The organism is Bradyrhizobium sp. LeoA1Lang, assembly GCF_055413685.1.
In genome coordinates, this window is the sequence record NZ_JBVAPG010000085.1 from 1 (window position 1) to 19864 (window position 19864).

Sequence of the window (19864 nt, forward strand, 5' to 3'; positions counted from 1 at the left end):
GCCAGCGTCGGGGCGCCAGGACCACACGACTTCGCCGTCCGTGATGCGCGTGCTCGTCAGTCACACCCATCGCGTCCACCGCATCTCACCGCAACGTTCGTGACGATCGCGAGCCGCCCCTCATTCGCGTGAGACGCGCGGAGTCATAGTGCTGATTTGCCCGACGGCGAAAGCGGAATATTTCTCGCGTGAGGGATGGACACGTTTCTGCTGATTTGCCCGTCGGGTTGATATGTCGCACCCAAACCAACCACATCGTCATTGCGAGCCAACGGGTCGCGCGAACGCGCGCCCGATGACAGGCTCCGCGAAGCAATCCATAGCGCCGCAAGCGGAGGCATGGATTGCTTCGCTCCGCTCGCAATGACCGGGCTGTCATTCCGGGGCGATGCGCAGCATCGAGCCCGGAATCCATTTCGCCGCTTGCACAAGCGGAAAAATGGATTCCGGGCCTGCGCCTTGCGGCGCATCCCGGAATGACGGCTAGAGTTGGTGGCTCGGTGGATTCCGGGTTCGCGACTTCGTCGCGCCCCGGAATGACGGCGGTGATCACAGCCCATCCGGCGGCAGGCCGGATGCGCCTGCGGCCACCGGGCGTTTGCGCTTATGCTCGCGGTAGAAGGCGTAGAGTCCGGACAGGACGATAATCGCAGCACCTGTGATCATCATGGCGTCGGGCACGTCGCCGAAGATGAGATAGCCGAGCAGCATGGCCCATAGCAGCGCGAGGTAGCGGAACGGTGCCACGGCGGAGATGTCGCCGGTGCGCAGCGCCATGATGACGCACTGGTAGCCGATCAGGACAAGAACCGCGGCCATCGCCAGGAGGCCGAGCGCACCGGAGGATGGCGGGGTCCAGCCGCCGAGCGGCACGAGGATAACCGCCCCCGTGGCCGTCACCGAGACTGTCGTCAACAGCGTGACGAACAGCGACGGAATCTGCGCCGGTATCTGCCTGGTCGCGAGATCGCGCAGCGCGCAGAAGATCACCGAAATCAAGGCGAACAGCGCGAACTGGTTGAAGCCTTCGGCGCCCGGCCGAACGATGATGAGAACGCCGACAAAGCCGGCGATGATCGCAAGCCAGCGCCGCCAGCCGACGGGCTCAGCGAATGCCAGCGCAGCGCCCAGCGTGACGAGCAGCGGTAGCGCCTGGAGGATCGCGGAGATATTGGCGAGCGGCAAATGCGAGAGGGCCGCAAGGTACGAGACCGTTCCGCCGACTTCGCCGGTCACCCGTAGCGCGACCGGCTTGACCAGCAGCGTCCGAAACGATCGCAGCGCGCCCTGATGGAATGCCAGCGCCGTGATCAGCCCAACGGCAAACACACCCCGCACCAGCATCACCTGGCCGAAGTTCATTTCGGACGACACGAACTTGGTGATCGCATCGTTGACCGTGAAGCCCGCCGTGGCCACCGCCATCAACAGGCTTCCGCGAAGATTTGGGGAAAGGGTCAAGTCAGTTGCTGGGTGGGACTATAGGGAAAGAGGCTCTATAGTAGGGTTTCCCGCTTTAGAAATGGCGCAGCGTTTGACGCGCAATTTGATTGTCATCTGTGTGAACCCGAAATGCAAGCCGAGTTGAAATCCCTCTTCAGTCCCGATGCGGATCCGTTGGAAGATTTTCTGCCAACGGAACCGTTTGGCATACTGGTTATGGCAATGATCGGACCCGCCGGCCAAGAGGGCCACGAGTCTTTTGACTTCATGTTGTGCACGCCTGAATGGTTTTGCTCTAACATGCGCGAAGAATTCAGGATGGGAAGGCACTACCTCTTCGTTCATGACTTCAACTACGTACGATTGGAGAAATTCGTTCGGAACTATTGTGCGAGCTGTGGCGAGGAGACAACGTGGCGCGCTCTGGCAGAAAAATTGTCTCGCCTCGGCAAGTGGGAGTTTGAGGACTACGTCCCCTACCGCGAGCCGCCAATCCTCTGGTAACGGCAGCGGACCGATCTCTGCAATCGCCTGGCGCGCGCAAATTAATAAGAGGGCGCGATCCGGTAGAGATCGCGCCCTATGCCGTTCTCACGTTGCGCCCGCCTTTTGCGCGTATTCCCAGGATGCCTTGGACAGCGGCACCGTGCGCTTGGCGGACTCGATCGCCTTCGCGTTCGCAGCGGTGCCGTCGCGGATCCGCCCCGCAATACCCTGCGTGATGCCCGCGAGGCGGAACAGGTTATAGGAGAAGTACCAGTCGAGATCCGGCACCGCCATGTTGGTGACGTTGCAATAGATCTGCGCGGCCTCTTCCATACTCGGAATGTTCAGCGCCTTGAGATCGGCGTCGGCAAGCCCCGACATGGTCCATTGCATCAACAGATAGGTGAAGTCGGCCATGGGATCGCCGAGCGTCGACAATTCCCAATCCAACACCGCCAGCACCCGCGGCTCGGTCGGATGGAAGATCATGTTGTCGAGGCGGTAGTCGCCGTGGACGATCGAGACCCGCTCCTGCTGCGGCACCGTCTTCGGCAGCCACTCGGCCACCTTCTCGAATTCTTCGATGTGCTGCGTCTCGGACGCGCGGTACTGCTTGGTCCAGCGATCGATCTGGCGCGCGAAATAATTGCCGGGCTTGCCGAAATCGCCGAGCCCGATCGCTTCGGGATTGAAGACGTGGAGTTTCGCCAGCGTCTCGATCTTGCTGGTGAAAATCTTGCGCCGATCCTCCGGCGTCTGACTCGGCAGCGTCGGATCCCAGAACACCCGGCCCTCTTCAAAGGACATGACGTAGAAGGTGGCGCCGATCACGGAGTCGTCGGTGCAGAGCGCGTAGGCCCTCGCGACCGGAAAGCCCTGCTTGCCGAGCGCGGCGATCACGCGGAACTCGCGATCGACCGCGTGCGCAGATGGCAACAACTTACCGAACGGCTTGCGCCGCATCACGTAAGCGCGACCGGGCGTCTCGAGCTTATAGGTCGGGTTGGACTGGCCGCCCTTGAATTGCAGGACCTTCAGCGGTCCCTGAAAGCCTTCAACGTGCCCCTGCATCCAGCGGGCAAGGCTTGCCTCGTCGATGCGATGCCGTTCCTCGACTTCCCGGGTCCCGGAAAATTCTTCGTCCTTCCTGACGCCGTCCGCCACGATGACGCTCCCTCACTCTTCTTGGGGAGCGCCATCTGGGCGTTCCCGATCAGTGCGTAGTGTTTGCATACTTCCGAAGTTCAAGTCTGGCAATGGCGCGATTATGCACCTCGTCCGGACCGTCGGCCAACCGCAGCGTGCGGATGCCCGCATAATCCTTCGCCAGGCCCGCATCGTCGGACACGCCGCCGCCGCCATAGGCCTGGATCGCCTCGTCGATGATCTTCAGCGCCATATTCGGCGCCGCAACCTTGATCATGGCGATCTCGAGTTGCGCGGACTTGTTGCCGACCTTGTCCATCATGTCGGCAGCCTTGAGGCACAGCAGGCGCGTCATCTCGATATTGGTGCGGGCTTCGCCGATGCGCTGCTCCCACACCGAGTGCTCGATGATCTTCTTGCCGAAAGCGGTGCGCGACATCAGCCGCTTCACCATCTTCTCCAGCGCCTCCTCGGCCTTGCCGATGGTGCGCATGCAGTGATGGATGCGGCCCGGGCCGAGGCGGCCCTGCGCGATCTCGAAGCCGCGGCCCTCGCCGAGCAAGAGGTTCGACGCCGGCACGCGCACGTTCTCGAGCAGCACCTGGGCATGGCCATGCGGCGCGTCATCGAAACCGAACACGGGCAGCATCTTCTCCACCTTGATGCCGGGGGTGTCGAGCGGGACCAGGATCTGCGACTGCTGCTGATGCCTGGCGGCCGAAGGATCGGTCTTGCCCATGAGGATCGCGATCTTGCAGCGGGGATCGCCGACGCCCGACGACCACCATTTGCGGCCGTTGATCACATAGTGATCGCCGTCGCGCTCGATCCGGGTCTCGATGTTGGTCGCATCCGACGAAGCCACCGCGGGCTCCGTCATCAGGAAGGCGGAGCGGATCTCGCCGTCCATCAGCGGCCGCAGCCACTGCCGCTTCTGCTCCTTGCTGCCGTAGCGGAACAGGACTTCCATGTTGCCGGTGTCGGGCGCCGAGCAGTTGAAGACTTCGGACGCCCAGGTGATGTGGCCCATCTCTTCCGAGAGCAACGCGTATTCGAGATTGGTCAATCCCGCGCCGTGAAATTCGTCGTCATCATGCGAGGACGGCGGCAGGAACATGTTCCAGAGGCCCTCGGCCTTGGCCTTCTTCTTCAAGTCTTCAAGGATCGGGATCACCTTCCAGCGCGGCCCCTCCTCGTCCTGCTTCTTGTAGATCGGCACCGCCAGGCGAACATGCGTGGTCATGAACGACTGCACGCGGTTCAGCCATTCCCTCTGCTTGTCCGACATCGTGAAATCCATGGGACGCTCCTCGTTTCCTAGACTTTGGGCCGCACTGTCTTCTCGCCGCCCGCGCACCGCAAGGCCTGAGCACGGACGACAATGAATGTGGCGTGCCGGAACGCCGATCGCGCATATCAGCGGATTGACATTTTCCGGCCTTCAAACGATAGTTTCATACAAATGTTTGAAATGCAACTCCCTCTGCGCCTTTCGTCATTCCGGGGCAGCCCGCAGGGCTGAACCCGGAATCCAGAGGTTACGGCGCGAGATTCCGGGTTCGCGACTGCGTCGCGCCCCGGAATGACGGAAAAGGCTGAAGGCCATGCCCAGCGACCAGACCCGTACCGCCATCCTCGCCGCCGCCGAGCGGCTCTATGCCGACCGCGGCTTCGGCGATGTCACGCTGCGCGACATCGTCGCGGAGGCGAACGTCAACCTCGCCGCGGTGAACTATCATTTCGGCTCGAAGGATGAATTGATCGCGGAACTGTTCGTCACCCGCAGCATCCAGCTCAACCGCGAGCGGCTCAGACTATTGCAGGCCGCCGAGGAAGCAGGCGGTGAGCGGGCCTCGATCGATGCGATACTGCGCGCCCTTGTCGGCCCGACCTTGCGCGGCTGCCTGGGTCCGGAGAACCAGCGCTCCACCGCGGCACGTTTCATGATACGGGTCTCGATTGAGTCAGTGCCGCCGATCCGCCGCATCCGGAACCGCGAGATCGACCACTTGCGCAAATTCATCGCGGCGATGCGGCGGTCGCTCCCCGGGCACAGCGATGTCGAACTCTATTGGGGCCTGCACTTCGCACTCGCCATGGCGCAGCAGACCGTGCGCGACAGCGAGCGGCTGACGAAGCTGTCGGAAGGCAAATGCGACGTCGACGACGTCGAAGGAATCATCGAGCGCGTGGTATCGGTCGCAGCGATGGCGCTGACGACGGGCGATGCCGCGAGCAAGGCGCCGGCGCGCATGCTCGCGCGCGACGCGCGCTAAGAGCGCGATCCGATCAAGTTGAATCGGCAGCGGATTGGCTTCACCTCCCCCGCAAGCGGGAGAGGCACAGGCCGCCTTCGGCGGCCGTCCTTAGAGAACGCCGAAGCGGAGCTTCGGCTATGGCGCAGCGCCGGGTGAGGCTCTCTCCGCGCAAAGATAATCTCTTTCTTTTCGCGGAGAGACCCTCACCCCAGCCCTCTCCCGCAAGCGGGAGAGGGAGCGCAGCTTCATTGCGGCTGGATTTCAATCTGATCGGATCACACGCTAATTCAACGCAGAGACAGTGTCAGAAGCAATCGGACCCGTGCCACTGGCCTGGGCCATGCCGTACGCTGCGAATGCAACCGCAGCATTGGCCTGGATCATCACCAGGTCCGGTTTCTTGTTGCCCATGAATGTGATCCGGAAATGGTAGAACGGAATCTGCTGCGCTCCGACCGTTTGATAGGCCAGCACGGCCTGAACGTCGGCGACATTATTTCCCGAGTAGCTCGCCGCCAAAATCGAAAACCGGCAAGTACCGTCTTGGTTGTTGGTGGGACAAGTATAGTGCCAGTTATAAACCGCAGATCCTGGCGGAAAGGATTGCGCAACGGCTGGACTTGCAAGAAACGCCGCAAGTAACGGTAAAGCGGAGCGAGCGAACTGCATCGGCCATTCTCCCCTCACAATTACAGATACAAAAGCAGCTTATTAAATACCCAGCGACGAAATCTGTCTTTCAATTTCGCGGCACAATATGCCGTTTGACGGCCATCGACGGGCGCCCATCTCTCCCCAGCGGCCGTAGCCCGGGTGGAGCGAAGCGTAACCCGGGGAAAGCCCGCGCGATGCTCGACAGATCCCGGGTTGCGCTTCGCTCCACCCGGGCTACGCTCCGCCGCAACGCTTAAACGATCCCCTTCGCCTTCAGGCCCTCGATCTTGGCCTCGTCATAACCGAGACTGCCCGACAGCACTTCCTTGGTGTTGGCGCCGAGCAGCGGCGGTGCGCGGTAGTCGTTGATTGGCGTGGCCGAGAACGTCAGCGCGTTGCGGATCAGCGACAGCGAATGCTCGAAGGGGTGGTCGACCTTGACCTCCATGCCGCGCGAACGGACATGCTCGTCGGCAAACATCTGCGCGAAATCGTTGACCGGGCCGGACGGCACGCCGGCCTTCTCCAGCTCCTCGAGCCAATAGGCGACCGGCTTCTTCAGGAACAGGCCGGCGAAGATCGCCATGATCTCCTTGCCGTGCACGACGCGGTTGTTGTTCTTGACGAAGCGCGGGTCCTTGGCGAGTTCGGGCTCGCCGAGCACGGCGCAGGTGCGCTCGAATTGCGCGTCATTGCCGACCACCAGCATCAGTTCGCCGTCGGTGCAGCGGAACACGCCGGCCGGCATGCCGCCATTGCCCCAGGTGCCGCGGCGCGGCGGCGTCTTGCCGTTGACGAGATAGATCTGCGCGTAATGCGACAGCGAAGCGATCACGGTGTCGAACAGGCAGACGTCGACATGCTGCCCCTCCCCGCCCCTCGCATCGCGATGATAGAGCGCGGACAGGATGCCGATCGAGGTGTTCATGCCGGTCATGTAGTCGACGATGGAGGGGCCGACCTTCATCGGGCCGGCGCCGGGCTCGCCGTCCATATGGCCGGTGACGCTCATCAGCCCGCCCATCGCCTGGAAGATCGCGTCATAGCCGGCGCGCGGCGCATAGGGGCCGGTCTGGCCGAAGCCGGTCACCGAGCAATAGATGATGCGCGGGTTGATCTTCTTGATCGATTCATAGTCGAGCCCGTAGCGCTTGAGATCGCCGACCTTGTAGTTCTCCATCATCACGTCGACGCCCTTTGCGAGCTCGCGGATGATCTCCTGCCCCTCCGGCTTCGCGATGTTGACCGTGACCGACTTCTTGTTGCGGTTGGCGCAGAGATAGAACGAGTTGTTGTTGTTCTCCTTGCCTTCGGGATCCTCCAGATAAGGCGGACCAAAGGCGCGCGCGTCGTCGCCGGTGCCGGGACGTTCGATCTTGATCACCTCGGCGCCGAGATCGGCCAGCATCTGCGCCGACAAGGGACCCGCGAGCACACGCGTCAGGTCGAGAATCTTGATGCCCGAGAGTGGCAGAGCCGACATGAAAACTTCCTCCGAAGAAACTTATGCTCTTGTGGCGCGGGAACAGAGGTCCGGCCGCGCTGTCGAAACAGCGGATACACTATTTTCCAACGGCGAGTACTGCGCTCTCGGCATGAAGCTATCCGTCTATCTTCAGGCGGCCAGCGATCCCCGTCCGGCAGGAATGAACTTTGTATGTATTTTCAACAACTTGAAAGCACAGAATGCATGCGGCGGGATCAGTTGACACAGGGCCGGGAGGCCGGTGTAGGCTGGTCGCCAGCGGGGGTGGCGGCGGACAGAGAAGCACTGACGAGGCATCCGGTGCCCAATGATGCGCGCCACCAGCCGCAGGCGGATCTGCCGAGCCTCGCCTTGGCCGGCCTGCCGTTTGCCGAGCAGCCCGCACTGCAATTGATCTATGACACTGCGCCGATCGGGCTCGCATTCCTGTCGCCGGACTGCCGCTATCTGCATATCAACCAGCGGTTGACCGAAATATGCGGCATTTCCGTCGAAGGGCATCTCGGACGAACGGTGCGCGAATGCGTGCCTGCGCTGGCCGACTCAGTCGAGGCCATCGTCCGCTCGATCATGACGACCGGCGAACCGGAGATCGGCGTCGAGGTGGCCGGGCAGCGTCCCGACCAGGTCGAAGACCGCACGTGGATCACCTATTGGCACCCGCACCGGGGACCGCGCGGCGACGTCATCGGCGTCAACGTCGCCGCCGAAGAGATCACCGAACGCAAGCGCGCTGAAGCCGCACTGCTGGCCAGCGAACGGCAGTTTCACACGCTGGCCGATGCCATTCCGCAACTGGTCTGGATGGCGGACGCTGATGGCCGGATCTTCTGGATCAACAGCCAATGGTACGACTATACGGGCGTGCCCGTGGAAGCCGGCAGCGTGCATGACTGGCAGGCGCTGCTCTCCCCTGCCTCACAGCCGGAGGTCAAGAGCCGCTGGGCGCAATCGCTGCGCGCGGGCGTGCCACTCGAAATGGAGTTGTCGCTGCTCGGAAAGGACGGACGCTACCGCCCATTCCTGACCCGGGTGATCCCGCTCCGGGATGCGACCTCGACGGTGTATCGCTGGATCGGCACCCATATCGATATCAGCGAGCAGAAGCGGCGCGAGGAGCACACCCGCTTCATCGTCGAGGAGCTTTCACACCGCACCAAGAACCTGCTCGCCGTCGTCATGGCGGTCGCCAACCAAACCGCGAAATATACCGGGGACGTCAAGCAGTACCAGACGCGCTTCATCGAGCGGCTGCAGGCGCTGGCGCATTGTCATGATCTGCTGGTCAGGGATAGCTGGCGTGGCTCCTCGCTGCACGATCTGGTGTCGTCACAGATGCGGCCCTTCGATGAAGCCAATTCAGGGCGCATCGACGCGGATGGCCCGGCGATCGTCCTCAAGCCCGACGCCGTGCAGCATCTGGGCCTGGCGTTGCATGAGCTTGCGACCAATGCCTCCAAGCATGGGGCGTTGTCGGCGCCCGGCGGCGAGGTGGTGATCCGCTGGCACGCGGAGGACGCGGACGACCGCATTCGATTCTCGTGGTCGGAAAAGGGCGGCCCCGCCGTGACGCCGCCGCAACGGCAAGGTTTCGGCCGCGTCGTGGTCGAGCAGATCGTGCCCCGCGCCCTGAACGGCAGCGGCAACCTCGATTTTCACCCGACGGGCGTAAACTGGACGCTCGAATTCCTTCAGCAGGCCGATCGATGACCGTCTGTGATATCAGGGGATCAACGTTCAACGATGATCCCCTGAGCGATATCGATCGGACGGGATGCGGAGTTACGCCGCTGCGGCCTTGCGGCGGGCGGGCGCTTTCTTTCCTGTCGCCGCTTCGTTGATGATGCGGACGATCAGCGATCGCGTATCGCGTTTGGCGAACTCATCGGCCATCGATGCGGCCCGCATGCGGTAGCCCGGCTTTTCGAGCACGGTCCGAACCGCCTCGCGCAGGACCCGCGGATCCGGCTGATTGGTCGCCAGATTGATACCGACGCCGGACCACGCGATGCGCGCGTTCACATCGGCCTTGTCCTCGGTCAGACCGGCGCTCACGATCGGAATTCCAAAGCTCATCGCCTGATTGACGCTGCCGTAGCCGCCATTGGTAACGAACACATCCGTCTTTCCAAGGATCCACTCGAACGGCAGGTAGCTGGACACGCGGGCATTGGACGGAATCGGGCCGGGGATCGCATCGACCGGACGACCACCCGTGGTCACGACCACCAGCAGATCCGGCTCGTCCGCAAGGGCCGCCAGTGTCGGCGCGACGAGAAGACCGAAATCGTGATTGGCCACCGTCCCCTGCGTGACCAGCACCACCTTGCGCGTGCCGTCGAGATCACCGGCCCATGGCGGCACCGGCGCCTGGTTCGGAATGATCGGAGGTCTACCCACGAAATGGACCGTGGACGGCAGCTTTCGCGGAAACTCGAAGCTCGGCACCGATAGCTGCAGATAGGCGTCGGCCAGTTCCACAACGGCCTCGAACAGCACTGTCGGCAACGGCCGCGCGCCCAGTTCTGCCAGGAGCTCATTGATCCGGCGCGTTGCCGGCTCGTTGACCACACTGTCATATTCCTTGGCGATGACGGCGTAATTGTCACGCTCTGCCTGGGTGGTTGCGGGCGGAAGTCCAAGGAAGAGCGGTGCGCCATCGTCACGGCTCGAGTGCAGCACCGAAGTCCCGCACAGCACCACCGGAGGCCGATTTGCACGCGAGCCGAGCGCCATCGGAAGCACACCAAAGAACATGTCGTCACCCACGATGACGTCGGGCTGGAGCTCGTGCACGAGCTGCTGCAAACCGGCATGTTGCGCCGGCATGGTATCGACAAAAATGCGCTCCAGGGCGACGCGCAGCCATTGTAGCCCAGGCTCCATATTCTTGAGCTCCGGCACGGCCTCATCGAACTTTCGCAGATCGAGGTCGGCGGCGGCGGGCAGCGAACGGAATCCTGCACCGATGGCCTCAACCCGTGACCGCAGCACGCTGCCGGTCAGGAATGTAACATCGTGTCGCTCGTCGATAAGGCCGCGAGCGACTGCAAGCAGCGGATTGAGATGGCCGGTTGCAGGCGTCGAAGCGATGAGAACTTTCATGTGATCCTCCAGCGTGAACATCGGCGCGGGAGACCATCTCGCCCTGAGAAGGCCCGGCCGGCTCAGGGAGGACTTTGGCGAAGCATCGCTACGCTTCGGCTTCGAACAGCGAGAGAATGGTTACGGCTGAAATGGAAGTTTGGCGAGGGCTCTTTCCCCACGGATAGTCCCATCGTGGGGACACCCTCACCCCACCCCTCTCCCGCAAGCGGGAGAGGGAGCGCAGATTCATCGCAGCTCGAAACTCGACCTGATTGGACGGTGCTCTAGCGCCGGCCGTGCTGACCGCTAAGCTTCAGATGGCTTCGCAAGCGGAGCATCGGCTGCCGCGTCATCGTTCGCGGCCGGCCTTCTGGTCCGCAGCAGGCGCAGAACGAACACGAAGAAGGCAGGGACGAAGAAGATCGCGAGAACCGTCGCGGAGATCATGCCGCCGAGAACGCCGGTGCCGATGGCGTTCTGGCTGGCCGCGCTGGCGCCTGATGCGATGGCGAGCGGCACGACGCCGAGCGTGAAGGCGAGCGAGGTCATGATGATCGGCCGGAAGCGGACGCGAGCGGCGTCAACCGCGGCGTCAGCCAGCGATCTGCCTTCCGCGTAGTAGTCCTTGGCGAATTCGACGATCAGGATGGCGTTCTTCGCCGACAGGCCGATGATGGCGATCAGCCCGACCTTGAAGTAGAGGTCGTTCGGCATTCCTCGGAGCATCACGGCCAGGACGCAACCGATCACGCCGAGCGGCACGACGAGCATGACCGAGAGCGGGATCGACCAGCTTTCGTAGAGGCCGGCGAGCAGCAGGAAGACGAAGAGGATGCTAAGGCCGAACAGAATTGGCGCCTGCGATCCCGATTTGATCTCTTCCAGCGACTGACCGGTCCATTCGAAGCCGATGCCGTTCGGCAGCTGCGAAGCGAGGCGCTCCATCTCGGCGATCGCCGCGCCCGACGAATGACCTGGAGCCGGCTCGCCCGCGATGCGCACCGTCGGGTAGCCGTTATATCCGACGATCTGCGGCGATCCCTTCTGCCACTGGGCCATGGCAAACGAGGACAGAGGCACCATGCCGCCGCCCGCATTGCGGACGTTGAGCTTCAGGAGATCCTCCACCCGCAGCCGGCCGTGATCCCGAGCCTGGATGATGACCCGCTGCATGCGGCCGGCGTTCGGAAAGTCGTTGATGTAGGACGATCCGAGGTTGGCTGTGATCGTGTTGTTGATGTCGGCGAAGGTCACGCCGAACGTGTTGGCCTTCTCGCGATCGATAACAAGAAGAACCTGCGCCGCGTCCGACAACCCTTCGATGCGAAGGCCCGCGAGCACCGGACTCTTGCCGGCCTTCTCCATCAGCTCGGCCGCCGCGTCCGTGAGCGCCGCCTGACCCAGGCCATTGCGATCCTGAAGACGGAAGGCGAAGCCCCCTGTCGTGCCGAAGCCATCGATCGGCGGCGGTGAAAGCGCGAAGCTGGTCGCGTCCTTTAGTGCAAACAATTGCCCGTTGGCGCGATCGGCAATCGCCTGGGCGGATTGGCCCGCGCCCCGCTCGCTCCAGTCCTTGAGGGTCACAAACATCAAGGCGGCATTCGAGCCGTTGCCCGAGAAGCTGAAGCCCTGAATGGCCACGATATCGCGCACGGCAGGCTCCGTCTTGAAAATCTCCTCGATCTGCTTGATCGACGCCAGCGTCCGGTTGGCGCTGGCTTCGGGCGGGCCCTGGATGTCAACGACCAGAAAGCCCTGGTCCTCGTTCGGGAGGAAGGCGGTGGGGAGGCTGACGAAGAAGTAACCGAGGCCGATGACCAGGGCGAGATAGATCACCATCATGCGCCCGGCGCGCCGCACGATGCCGCCGGCAGCATCGGTGTAGCGATCGGTCAACCCTTCGAACTTGCGGTTGAACCAGCCACCGATCCCCTTCTTCTCGTGATGACCATGCTTGATCGGTTTGAGGAAGGTCGCGCAAAGCGCCGGCGTAAGCGACAGCGCCAGAAATGCCGAGAACAGGATCGAAACGACCATGGTCAGGCTGAACTGACGATAGATGATGCCCGTCGAGCCAGGGAAGAACGCCATCGGGATGAAGACAGAAGAAAGAACGAGCGTGATCCCGAGGATGGCGCCCGTGATCTGTTTCATGGCCTTCCTGGTGGCGTCCTTCGGTGAAAGTCCCTCCTCCGCCATGATGCGCTCGACGTTCTCGACGACGACGATGGCGTCGTCGACAAGGATGCCGATCGCCAGCACCATCGCGAACATGGTCAGGACGTTGATCGAAAAGCCCGCCGCCAGCATGACCGCGCCGGTGCCGAGCAATGCGATCGGCACCACCAGCGTCGGGATCAGCGTGTAGCGGAAGTTCTGCAGGAAGACGAACATCACCACGAAGACGAGCACGACCGCTTCGAGCAGCGTCTCCAGCACTTTCTCGATCGAGGCGGACACGAAGGGACTGGTGTCGTAGGGTACCGAATATTTCACGCCCTGCGGGAAGAACCGCGACAATTCCTCCATCTTCGCCTGCACGGCACGCGACGTCGCGACCGCGTTGCCGGTTGCGGAGAGCTGGACGCCCACAGCGGCGCTCGGCTGGCCGTTCAGGCGACTGGAGAAGTTGTAATTCTCCGCGCCGAGCTCGAGGCGGGCAACATCCTTGAGCCGAACCGTGCTGCCGTCCGGGTTTGCCCGCAGCACGATGTTGCCGAATTCTTTGGTGTTGGCGAGCTGTCCCTTGACGAGAACGGTCGCTGTCAGGTCGGTTGTGACCGGATTCGGCGATGCGCCGATCTGCCCGGCCGCGACCTGGGCGTTCTGCACCATGATCGCACCGTTGATGTCGGCGGCGGTCAGCCCGAGGCCGACCATCTTGTCCGGATCGATCCAGACGCGCATCGCGCGTTGAGCGGCGAACAACTGCGCGCGCCCCACTCCGCGAAGACGGCGCAGTTCGCCAAGCACGTTGCGACTGAAGTAGTCGCCGAGCGCGACTTCATCGAGCTTGCCATCGGTGGACGTGAGCGACACGATCATGAGGAAGCCGGCTGAAGCCTCTTCCACGGTCACGCCCTGCGCGGCCACCGCTGCCGGCAGTCGCGATTGAATTCGCCGCAACCTGTTCTGCACGTCGACGGACGCCTGCTCGATGCTGGTGCCGGCCTCGAAAGATACGTTGATGCTGATCGAGCCTGACGTGTCCGACGTCGATTCGAAATACATCAACCTGGCGGCGCCATTCAGTTCCTCCTCGATCAGGCGCGTGACGCCCTGATAGATTTCCTGCGGCGAAGCCCCCGGATAGGAGGTCGAAATCGTCAGTTGCGGCGGCGCGACCTTGGGGTACTGCGCGACCGGCAAGAGCGGAATCGCGATGACACCGGCAATGCAGATGAACAGGGCAAAGACCCAGGCAAGGACCGGCCGCCTGATGAAAAACTGAGCCATCAGATTACCTCGCCCGGTTGTTCGGCTGGTCGGCGGGGATTCCCGCTTCGCGATCGGCAGGCTTCCACGGCTCGGGGACAACCTTGCCACCGGAGCGGACCTTCTGCACGCCATCGACGACGACGCGCTCCCCCTCCTTCAGGCCGGACTCGACGACCCATTCCGAACCGAGTGCCTGTCCAAGTTCGACGTCGCGCGTCTCCGCAATCCCGCCTTCCGATACGAGGTAGACCTGCGCCTTGCCGTCGCGGGCCCGGGTCACGGCACGCTGAGGAATGGTGATGGCGCCCTCGCGAACGGCCTGCGCAATGCGCACGCGAACATACATGCCGGGTAACAGGTCGTGTTTCGGGTTCGGAAATTCGGCGCGCAGAGTGACCTGCCCGGTGGTGGAATCGACGCTGGCGCTGGCGAACAGCAACCGCCCCGCTTCCGCATAGAGGCCGCCGTCGTCGAACACGAGTTCGACCCGGGCCTCTCCCGGCGCCGGGCTGGCGAGCTTGCCCTCCTCAACGGCGCGCTTGAGCGTGAGCAGGTCCTGCGCCGATTGCGTGAAGTCGACATAGACGGAATCCACCTGCTGGATCAGCGCCAGATTCTGCGTTCCGTCGGCGGTGACAAGCGCGCCCTCGGTGACGAGCGCGCCGCCGATGAGGCCGCTGATCGGGGCGCGAACCTCGGTGTAGTCGAGATTGATCTTCGCCTCGGCGAGCGCGGCTTCGGCCAATGCGACGTCGGCATCGGCCTGGGCGAGGGTCGCAGTTGCCGTATCCAGGTTCACGCCGCTGGTGGCGTCGCGCTCGTGAAGGGTCTTCTGGCGCTCGAACTGCTGTTTCGCATTTTGCTGAACGGCCTTCGCACGCCGCAGCGAGGCTTCGGCGCTCGCCACGCGCACCTGGAAGAGCTTCGGATCGATGCGGTAAAGGACGTCGCCTTCCTTGACCGGAGTGCCCTGCGTGAACACGCGCGCCTGAAGGATTCCGGAAACACGCGCGCGAACCTCGGAGATGCGCGTCGCAGCGATGCGGCCCGGAAGCTCGTTCACGACCGGAACGGGATGCGCTTTGAGTTCGATCACGCTGACCGCAGGCGGAGGCAGTTCCGCGCCTTGCTGCGCGGCAACGCCACCGATCGTTAGCGCCAGGAATGCCGCCGCTGCCAGATATGTCCTCACGCGCGGCAGAGCTCTGCTGCTGTACATTTCTTGATTTCCTTGAGTGTCCGCGAATTGTGGGCGGCATCAGCTTTCGTCGGGAAAGGACGTGTAGATCGTCCTGATGCCTGCGAGGATTTCGGATCGCTCGGCTGCGTCCCACTGGTGGAAGCCGAAGAGTTCGGTGCAGTAAAAGCCGGTCAGCGCCAGGTAGGCCATCAGCGCCGCTTTCGGCCGCAGGCCCGCGGCCATCGCGCGCAAGTCCGCCAGGGTCCAGTCGCGCATCTGCTCCTGGATCTTCTCCTCGCTCGACATCGAGGCGCTGATCGCGAGCGCGACCGCCTTGTCCCGATCGTCGGGAATCCGCTCGGCGACCGCGATCCGGCCGAACAGTTCGGGATGCGGCGTGCCGGCGTTCTCCGCCACGGTCTGTTCGATGCGCTCAAGCTCCGCCTTGACGCGGCGGTCGATCAACGCCTCCAGCAGCGCGCTCTTGGACCTATGGTCGTAGACGACCCGCGACTTGCTGACGCCAGCCTCCTGGGCCACCGCATCGATCGAAAGGCCCGCGGCCCCGAGACGGATAACCACCCGCTCCGCAGCATCGAGGATATCGTCGGTCGTGATTTTGCGTGTCCTGGACAATTCGCGCCCCTCATCGGCGATCGATAAAATACGAACGTTCGTGTTTTAATTCAAGTAAAGATTTGCTGATAGCAGGCAATATTGCGAGGCATCGGTTGTCGGATTGGCCGTTGAAAACAACCAACTCTCGCACAACAGATTGAAATACTTAAGTATTTTGTGATCGCCGAGTATTCCCTTGGCGCCATCCGTTCGATCGGACGCCGCCTGGGCTCGCCGGACCAGCGCGTGCTCGCGACGTCCGCGATGGGTCCGAAGTCAGCCCTTTTTCTTTTTGGCCGGCTTAGCCGCCTTGACCGGCTTTGCCGCCGGCGGCTTTTCTTCGGCGGCCTTCTTCATCGATCGCGCATAGCTGTCGGCCACATTCTCCGCCGTGATTTGCAGCCGTCTCGCCGCCGCCGCTGCCGACGCGAGCGTGTTCTTGGCGAGGTGTTTATGGCGCTCCTTGGTCTCCTTGTCCTTGGCCTTGACGGCCATTCCCATCAGACGGCCATGCTGCTTCCTGGCGGCATCAGTGATCGCCTTGGCCTGCTTCTTTGCCATCGACCGAATCAGAACGTCCAAATCCCCTGCCGCCATTTCTCTTCCCTACGCTCAGATCTCGCGCAGCGTGATACACTGGCCTTCCTTTCCGATCAATTTACAGCGCCGGCGGCGCACACCGGATTGTCGAGCGGCCGGAAGCCGAGAAGACTAGAGCGGCCATCGAAGCCTGCTGTTGATCAGCGAGACGGCATCAACGAACAGACGCGCGCGGCTGGCAGCAGCCGCGAACGCGCGCTGCCTCAATATTCGCCGCAAGCTGTAGATTTTGAAAATATTTTGGTGATGAAAACCCTGATGGTCAGCAAGCGAGAACAGCCCCCTGAACGACTCGGCCACTCCTCTTTCGGGAATGATCCGAAAATTCAAATGCCTGCGGGCGTTTACAGAAGCGGTAACAGGCTGTCTTCTCAATGCGCGCACGCCCTCGATTTTGACCTGCAAGCGTCCCCATGACTCTGCGCCGTCGTAGCGAAGCGGCCACAGCCTCTCACTCGCAGTTCGCGTGAACGCGCATGTCGCGCGGCGTCATGCCGTAGTAATTTCGGAAGGCGCGATAAAATGTTGCAAGGCTATCGAAGCCACAGGCATAGGCGACATCCGCGACGGGCCGTGACGGCGCCATTGCCAGCAACTCGCCCGCTTTGCGCACCCGCAGGGCCGCCAGCGTGCGCGAGAATGAGAGCCCCGTCGGCTCGAACAGCACATGAACCTGCCGCAGCGATATTCCGAGTTCTTGCGCGACCTGCGCGGGCGACAAGTCCGGCTGATGCAGATCGCGGACGAGAATGTCACGCGCGGCATAGTAGAAGCCCGAACGCAGCGCCGCGCGGCACTCGGGCATTCCAGGCAAGAGACGGCCCCGCGCCAGCATGGCCAATCTTGCGATATGCGTGATCTCTGCCGAGGCATCGGCGACACCGCGCGGCTCCTGCGTCAAGGCATGAAACAGCGCCGAGAGCGCCCTGAAGAACGGGCTCTTCTGCAACAGCGTCGCGGCGAAAAGGTCATGGGCCGGCGCGCCCAGCAGCACGTCGCGGCCCAGGGGGATCTTCAGCATCAGGAAGTCGAACCCGTCGGAACGCTCGGGTGTCCCCTCGAAGGGAGTGTCGGAATGGTTGATGACGATGTCGCCATCGGCCACGCGATGCCCCCGCCCCCGGCCGACATCCATCCAGCCGGCCCCGCGCGTCTGCCACGCAATGCACAGGCTGTCGGCCGGCATGCGCGCGATATCGCCGCTGGTCCGGCTGACCCGATAGGACGAGGCATGCATCCGCGAGACGATCGCGCCTCCGATATCGATCGCGGAAAACCGCCCCTGAAAGTCGGCGCGGCGCTCGGTCGGCAGTTCGATCGTGACACCGAACAGGCTCTTTCCGCGCACCTCGCGCCAATGATCGAAGCGATGCTCGGGGTCGATGTCGTCGGTCGTAAAGCTGAGCACAGGGGTCTCATCGTCCAAGAGGAATGAAAAGCGTCTTTGTCCCAAAACGGGGCGAGGTCGGTGTGCCGGTACCCGGGAGGCCCCGAACCGATCCCAATACTTTCCGGAACACCGCCTCTCCCCGCCCCACCCGCCGGCGCGTGGCCCCACGGCAGCCGAAAAGGCGGGAGCGCATTCGTCCCATGATGGCGGCCAGGTGTCCTGATGCGGTGCCCGTGGCGTTCTGAAGTTTTTCTGATATTTTCTGAATGAGCCGCTACAGCACGGATTTTCCGACATTTCCGGCGCCTTGGGGCAGTTTCGGGGAACCGGGGGCTGGGTGTTTCGTTTTGCCGGATTTGAGCTCGATCGGGAGCGCGCCGAGTTGCGCGGGCCGGATGGCGAGGCGGTCAGGCTCAGGCCGAAAGCGCTTGAGATGCTGCAGCTATTCGCCGCCAATGCGGACCGGGTACTGAGCAAGGAAGAACTGATGGAGGCGGTCTGGCCGAACGTCCATGTCGGCGAAGACAGCCTGTTCCAATGCATCCGCGAGATTCGCACCGCGCTGGGCGATGACCGGCGGCAGACGATCAAACTCGTGTCTGGCCGCGGCTACCTGTTCGCCGCCGAAGTGTCGATTAAGCCGCCAGCACCTGCCGTTGCCGTGCAGGCAAACGCCGAGCCAATTGCAAGCGCTGAACCCGCGACCGGGATTACAACACCGCGGCGGCTATTCGGCCTGCGCCGGCCGGTGGCTGCCGCCGCCGCAGCAGCCCTCTGCGTGATCTTCGGGTTTGCGGTGGCCGCTCCGACCTTCCGTCCCGATCTCATGTTCAAGCGGTCGCCGCCGACCATTGCGCTAACCCCGATCGTCGATGCGAGCAACGACCCCCGAGGGCCCGGCACGGCGGCGGCTGTCACCGACCGCCTGACCGACGGTCTGGCCAGGATCGACAATATCCGCGTGGTCGCACCGCGGCAGGTCGCGGCGGCAACGGCGCCCGCATCCACGCCCTCGGCACAGTCAGATTTCGTGCTGAATGGCGAACTGGAGAAAGGTCCGCAATCCTGGATCTTGCGGGCGCGCATGATCCAGACCGCCACCGGCGAAGTCCAGGCGGTCGTTACGGTTTCGGTCGACGCCACCGAATCGGACATGCAGTTGCAGCAATCGCGGCTGGCCGCGGGAGCAGGTCATGCGCTGGCACGGCGCCTTAACGCGCTTCTGGAATCCGGCGCCCATCCGGCGGCAGCCGGCGACGCCAAAGTTGCGATCGAGCAAGCCACAGCCTCGATCAATCGAACGACGCGCGAACGTTTTGCCACAGCGCAGACGATGCTGGAAAAAGCGCTTGCCGCCGAGCCCGACAATACCGAGCTGCAGATCGCGCTGGCCGCCCTTCAGTTGCGGGGGATTCAGATGACGTGGTACGCGCCGGCCGAACGCGCAGCGGCGGAGCGCAACGCCGGATCGCTGCTGGAGCGCGCACGACAGACGACGCCACGTTACATTCCGGTGCTGGAAGCCTATTGCCGCTTCCTGACCGCGACCAACGAGTTCGTTGAAAGTCTGGTGGCCTGCGCGAAAGCATTGAGTTTTGATCCGTGGAACGGGTTGGTTCTCTACCACATCGGCCTGGCGCAGCTTCAATTGGGGCGCTTCGAGGACGCGCTGGCAACATTCAAGCAGGCCGATCGCTTCGACACGCCGGAAGTTTCGCGCTGGACCTGGATGCTCGGGGCGGGATGGACCGCCCTGCTCATGGGCAGCAACGAGGAAGCGGTGTCCTGGCTGCAGCGGTCGATCGCCATCACGCCAGCGTCGGGACGCCCCTATATGCTGCTGGCCGTGGCCTATCAGCGCCTGGGCCAGCCGGACGAGGCAAGGACGGCGATGGCAAAGGCCATGGCGTTGCGGCCCGATTCGACGGCCCTCAACATCTCGCTGCCAACGCGCAATGCCAGCCCGGCTTTTCTCGCGGCGGGCGAGCAGTCCATGCAGACGCTGCTCGAGCTCGGATTGCCGGAACGCTGACGATAACAACCTCGCTCAAAGCGTTGTCGTCAGTGTCTTTTGCGGC

The 19864-nt window shown here is 63.0% G+C and carries 17 protein-coding genes; 6 read left to right on the forward strand and 11 right to left on the reverse strand.

What is annotated here, in order from left to right; translation table 11 throughout:
- Positions 1-549: 549 nt before the first annotated feature.
- A complete protein-coding gene (locus tag ACZYOF_RS25770) occupies positions 550-1461 on the reverse strand; it encodes a DMT family transporter (protein WP_463717530.1) in 912 nt (303 codons plus the stop codon).
- 111 nt (positions 1462-1572) lie between these two features.
- On the opposite strand from ACZYOF_RS25770, the gene ACZYOF_RS25775 reads away from it, so the two are divergent.
- Positions 1573-1947, forward strand: a complete 375-nt coding sequence (locus ACZYOF_RS25775; protein ID WP_463717531.1) for an immunity 8 family protein — start codon at positions 1573-1575, stop codon at positions 1945-1947.
- An 87-nt stretch (positions 1948-2034) separates the two neighbouring features.
- On the opposite strand, the gene ACZYOF_RS25780 is transcribed toward ACZYOF_RS25775, so the two are convergent.
- Positions 2035-3093, reverse strand: a complete 1059-nt coding sequence (locus tag ACZYOF_RS25780; RefSeq protein WP_463717532.1) for a phosphotransferase family protein — start codon at positions 3091-3093, stop codon at positions 2035-2037.
- Positions 3094-3142: 49 nt separating this feature from the next.
- The gene (locus ACZYOF_RS25785; protein ID WP_463717533.1) at positions 3143-4375 is read right to left on the reverse strand and encodes an acyl-CoA dehydrogenase family protein; all 1233 of its coding nucleotides are present in this window, start codon (positions 4373-4375) and stop codon (positions 3143-3145) included.
- Between the two features lie 304 nt (positions 4376-4679).
- Here ACZYOF_RS25785 and ACZYOF_RS25790 point away from each other — a divergent pair, with 304 nt between their 5' ends.
- Complete coding sequence (locus tag ACZYOF_RS25790; RefSeq protein ID WP_130581368.1) at positions 4680-5351, forward strand: TetR/AcrR family transcriptional regulator; 672 nt, start codon at positions 4680-4682, stop codon at positions 5349-5351.
- Between the two features lie 264 nt (positions 5352-5615).
- On the opposite strand, the gene ACZYOF_RS25795 is transcribed toward ACZYOF_RS25790, so the two are convergent.
- Together ACZYOF_RS25795 and ACZYOF_RS25800 are read right to left on the reverse strand one after the other, a co-directional pair.
- Positions 5616-6002, reverse strand: a complete 387-nt coding sequence (locus ACZYOF_RS25795) for a hypothetical protein (RefSeq protein ID WP_463717534.1) — start codon at positions 6000-6002, stop codon at positions 5616-5618.
- Between the two features lie 238 nt (positions 6003-6240).
- Positions 6241-7470 carry a CaiB/BaiF CoA transferase family protein gene (locus ACZYOF_RS25800; protein WP_463717535.1) on the reverse strand — a complete coding sequence of 410 codons (1230 nt, stop codon included), beginning with the start codon at positions 7468-7470 and terminating at the stop codon, positions 6241-6243.
- On the opposite strand from ACZYOF_RS25800, the gene ACZYOF_RS25805 reads away from it, so the two are divergent.
- Together ACZYOF_RS25805 and ACZYOF_RS25810 are read left to right on the forward strand one after the other, a co-directional pair.
- Complete coding sequence (locus ACZYOF_RS25805; RefSeq protein ID WP_130581371.1) at positions 7469-7696, forward strand: hypothetical protein; 228 nt, start codon at positions 7469-7471, stop codon at positions 7694-7696. The genes ACZYOF_RS25800 and ACZYOF_RS25805 overlap by 2 nt on opposite strands.
- Before the next feature lie 77 nt (positions 7697-7773).
- Positions 7774-9183: a PAS domain-containing protein gene (locus ACZYOF_RS25810; protein WP_463717536.1), complete on the forward strand. Its 1410-nt coding sequence runs from the start codon at positions 7774-7776 to the stop codon at positions 9181-9183.
- Positions 9184-9255: 72 nt separating this feature from the next.
- Here the strand turns inward: ACZYOF_RS25810 and ACZYOF_RS25815 are convergent, their stop codons facing one another.
- From ACZYOF_RS25815 to ACZYOF_RS25835, 5 genes are all read right to left on the reverse strand, one after another.
- Complete coding sequence (locus ACZYOF_RS25815) at positions 9256-10578, reverse strand: glycosyltransferase (protein WP_463717537.1); 1323 nt, start codon at positions 10576-10578, stop codon at positions 9256-9258.
- 288 nt (positions 10579-10866) lie between these two features.
- Complete coding sequence (locus ACZYOF_RS25820; protein ID WP_463717538.1) at positions 10867-14016, reverse strand: multidrug efflux RND transporter permease subunit; 3150 nt, start codon at positions 14014-14016, stop codon at positions 10867-10869.
- 4 nt (positions 14017-14020) lie between these two features.
- On the reverse strand, positions 14021-15217 hold the full coding sequence (locus ACZYOF_RS25825) for an efflux RND transporter periplasmic adaptor subunit (RefSeq protein WP_394569915.1): 1197 nt from the start codon (positions 15215-15217) through the stop codon (positions 14021-14023).
- A gap of 39 nt (positions 15218-15256) precedes the next feature.
- The gene (locus tag ACZYOF_RS25830; protein ID WP_130581376.1) at positions 15257-15814 is read right to left on the reverse strand and encodes a TetR/AcrR family transcriptional regulator; all 558 of its coding nucleotides are present in this window, start codon (positions 15812-15814) and stop codon (positions 15257-15259) included.
- 258 nt (positions 15815-16072) lie between these two features.
- The gene (locus tag ACZYOF_RS25835; RefSeq protein WP_245474685.1) at positions 16073-16291 is read right to left on the reverse strand and encodes a hypothetical protein; all 219 of its coding nucleotides are present in this window, start codon (positions 16289-16291) and stop codon (positions 16073-16075) included.
- A gap of 15 nt (positions 16292-16306) precedes the next feature.
- Between ACZYOF_RS25835 and ACZYOF_RS25840 the strand changes: the two genes are divergently transcribed.
- A complete protein-coding gene (locus ACZYOF_RS25840; RefSeq protein ID WP_463717539.1) occupies positions 16307-16813 on the forward strand; it encodes a hypothetical protein in 507 nt (168 codons plus the stop codon).
- A 34-nt stretch (positions 16814-16847) separates the two neighbouring features.
- Here the strand turns inward: ACZYOF_RS25840 and ACZYOF_RS25845 are convergent, their stop codons facing one another.
- On the reverse strand, positions 16848-17804 hold the full coding sequence (locus tag ACZYOF_RS25845) for a helix-turn-helix transcriptional regulator (protein ID WP_463717540.1): 957 nt from the start codon (positions 17802-17804) through the stop codon (positions 16848-16850).
- A 319-nt stretch (positions 17805-18123) separates the two neighbouring features.
- On the opposite strand from ACZYOF_RS25845, the gene ACZYOF_RS25850 reads away from it, so the two are divergent.
- The gene (locus ACZYOF_RS25850; protein ID WP_463717541.1) at positions 18124-19818 is read left to right on the forward strand and encodes a tetratricopeptide repeat protein; all 1695 of its coding nucleotides are present in this window, start codon (positions 18124-18126) and stop codon (positions 19816-19818) included.
- The last annotated feature ends 46 nt before the right edge of the window (positions 19819-19864 follow it).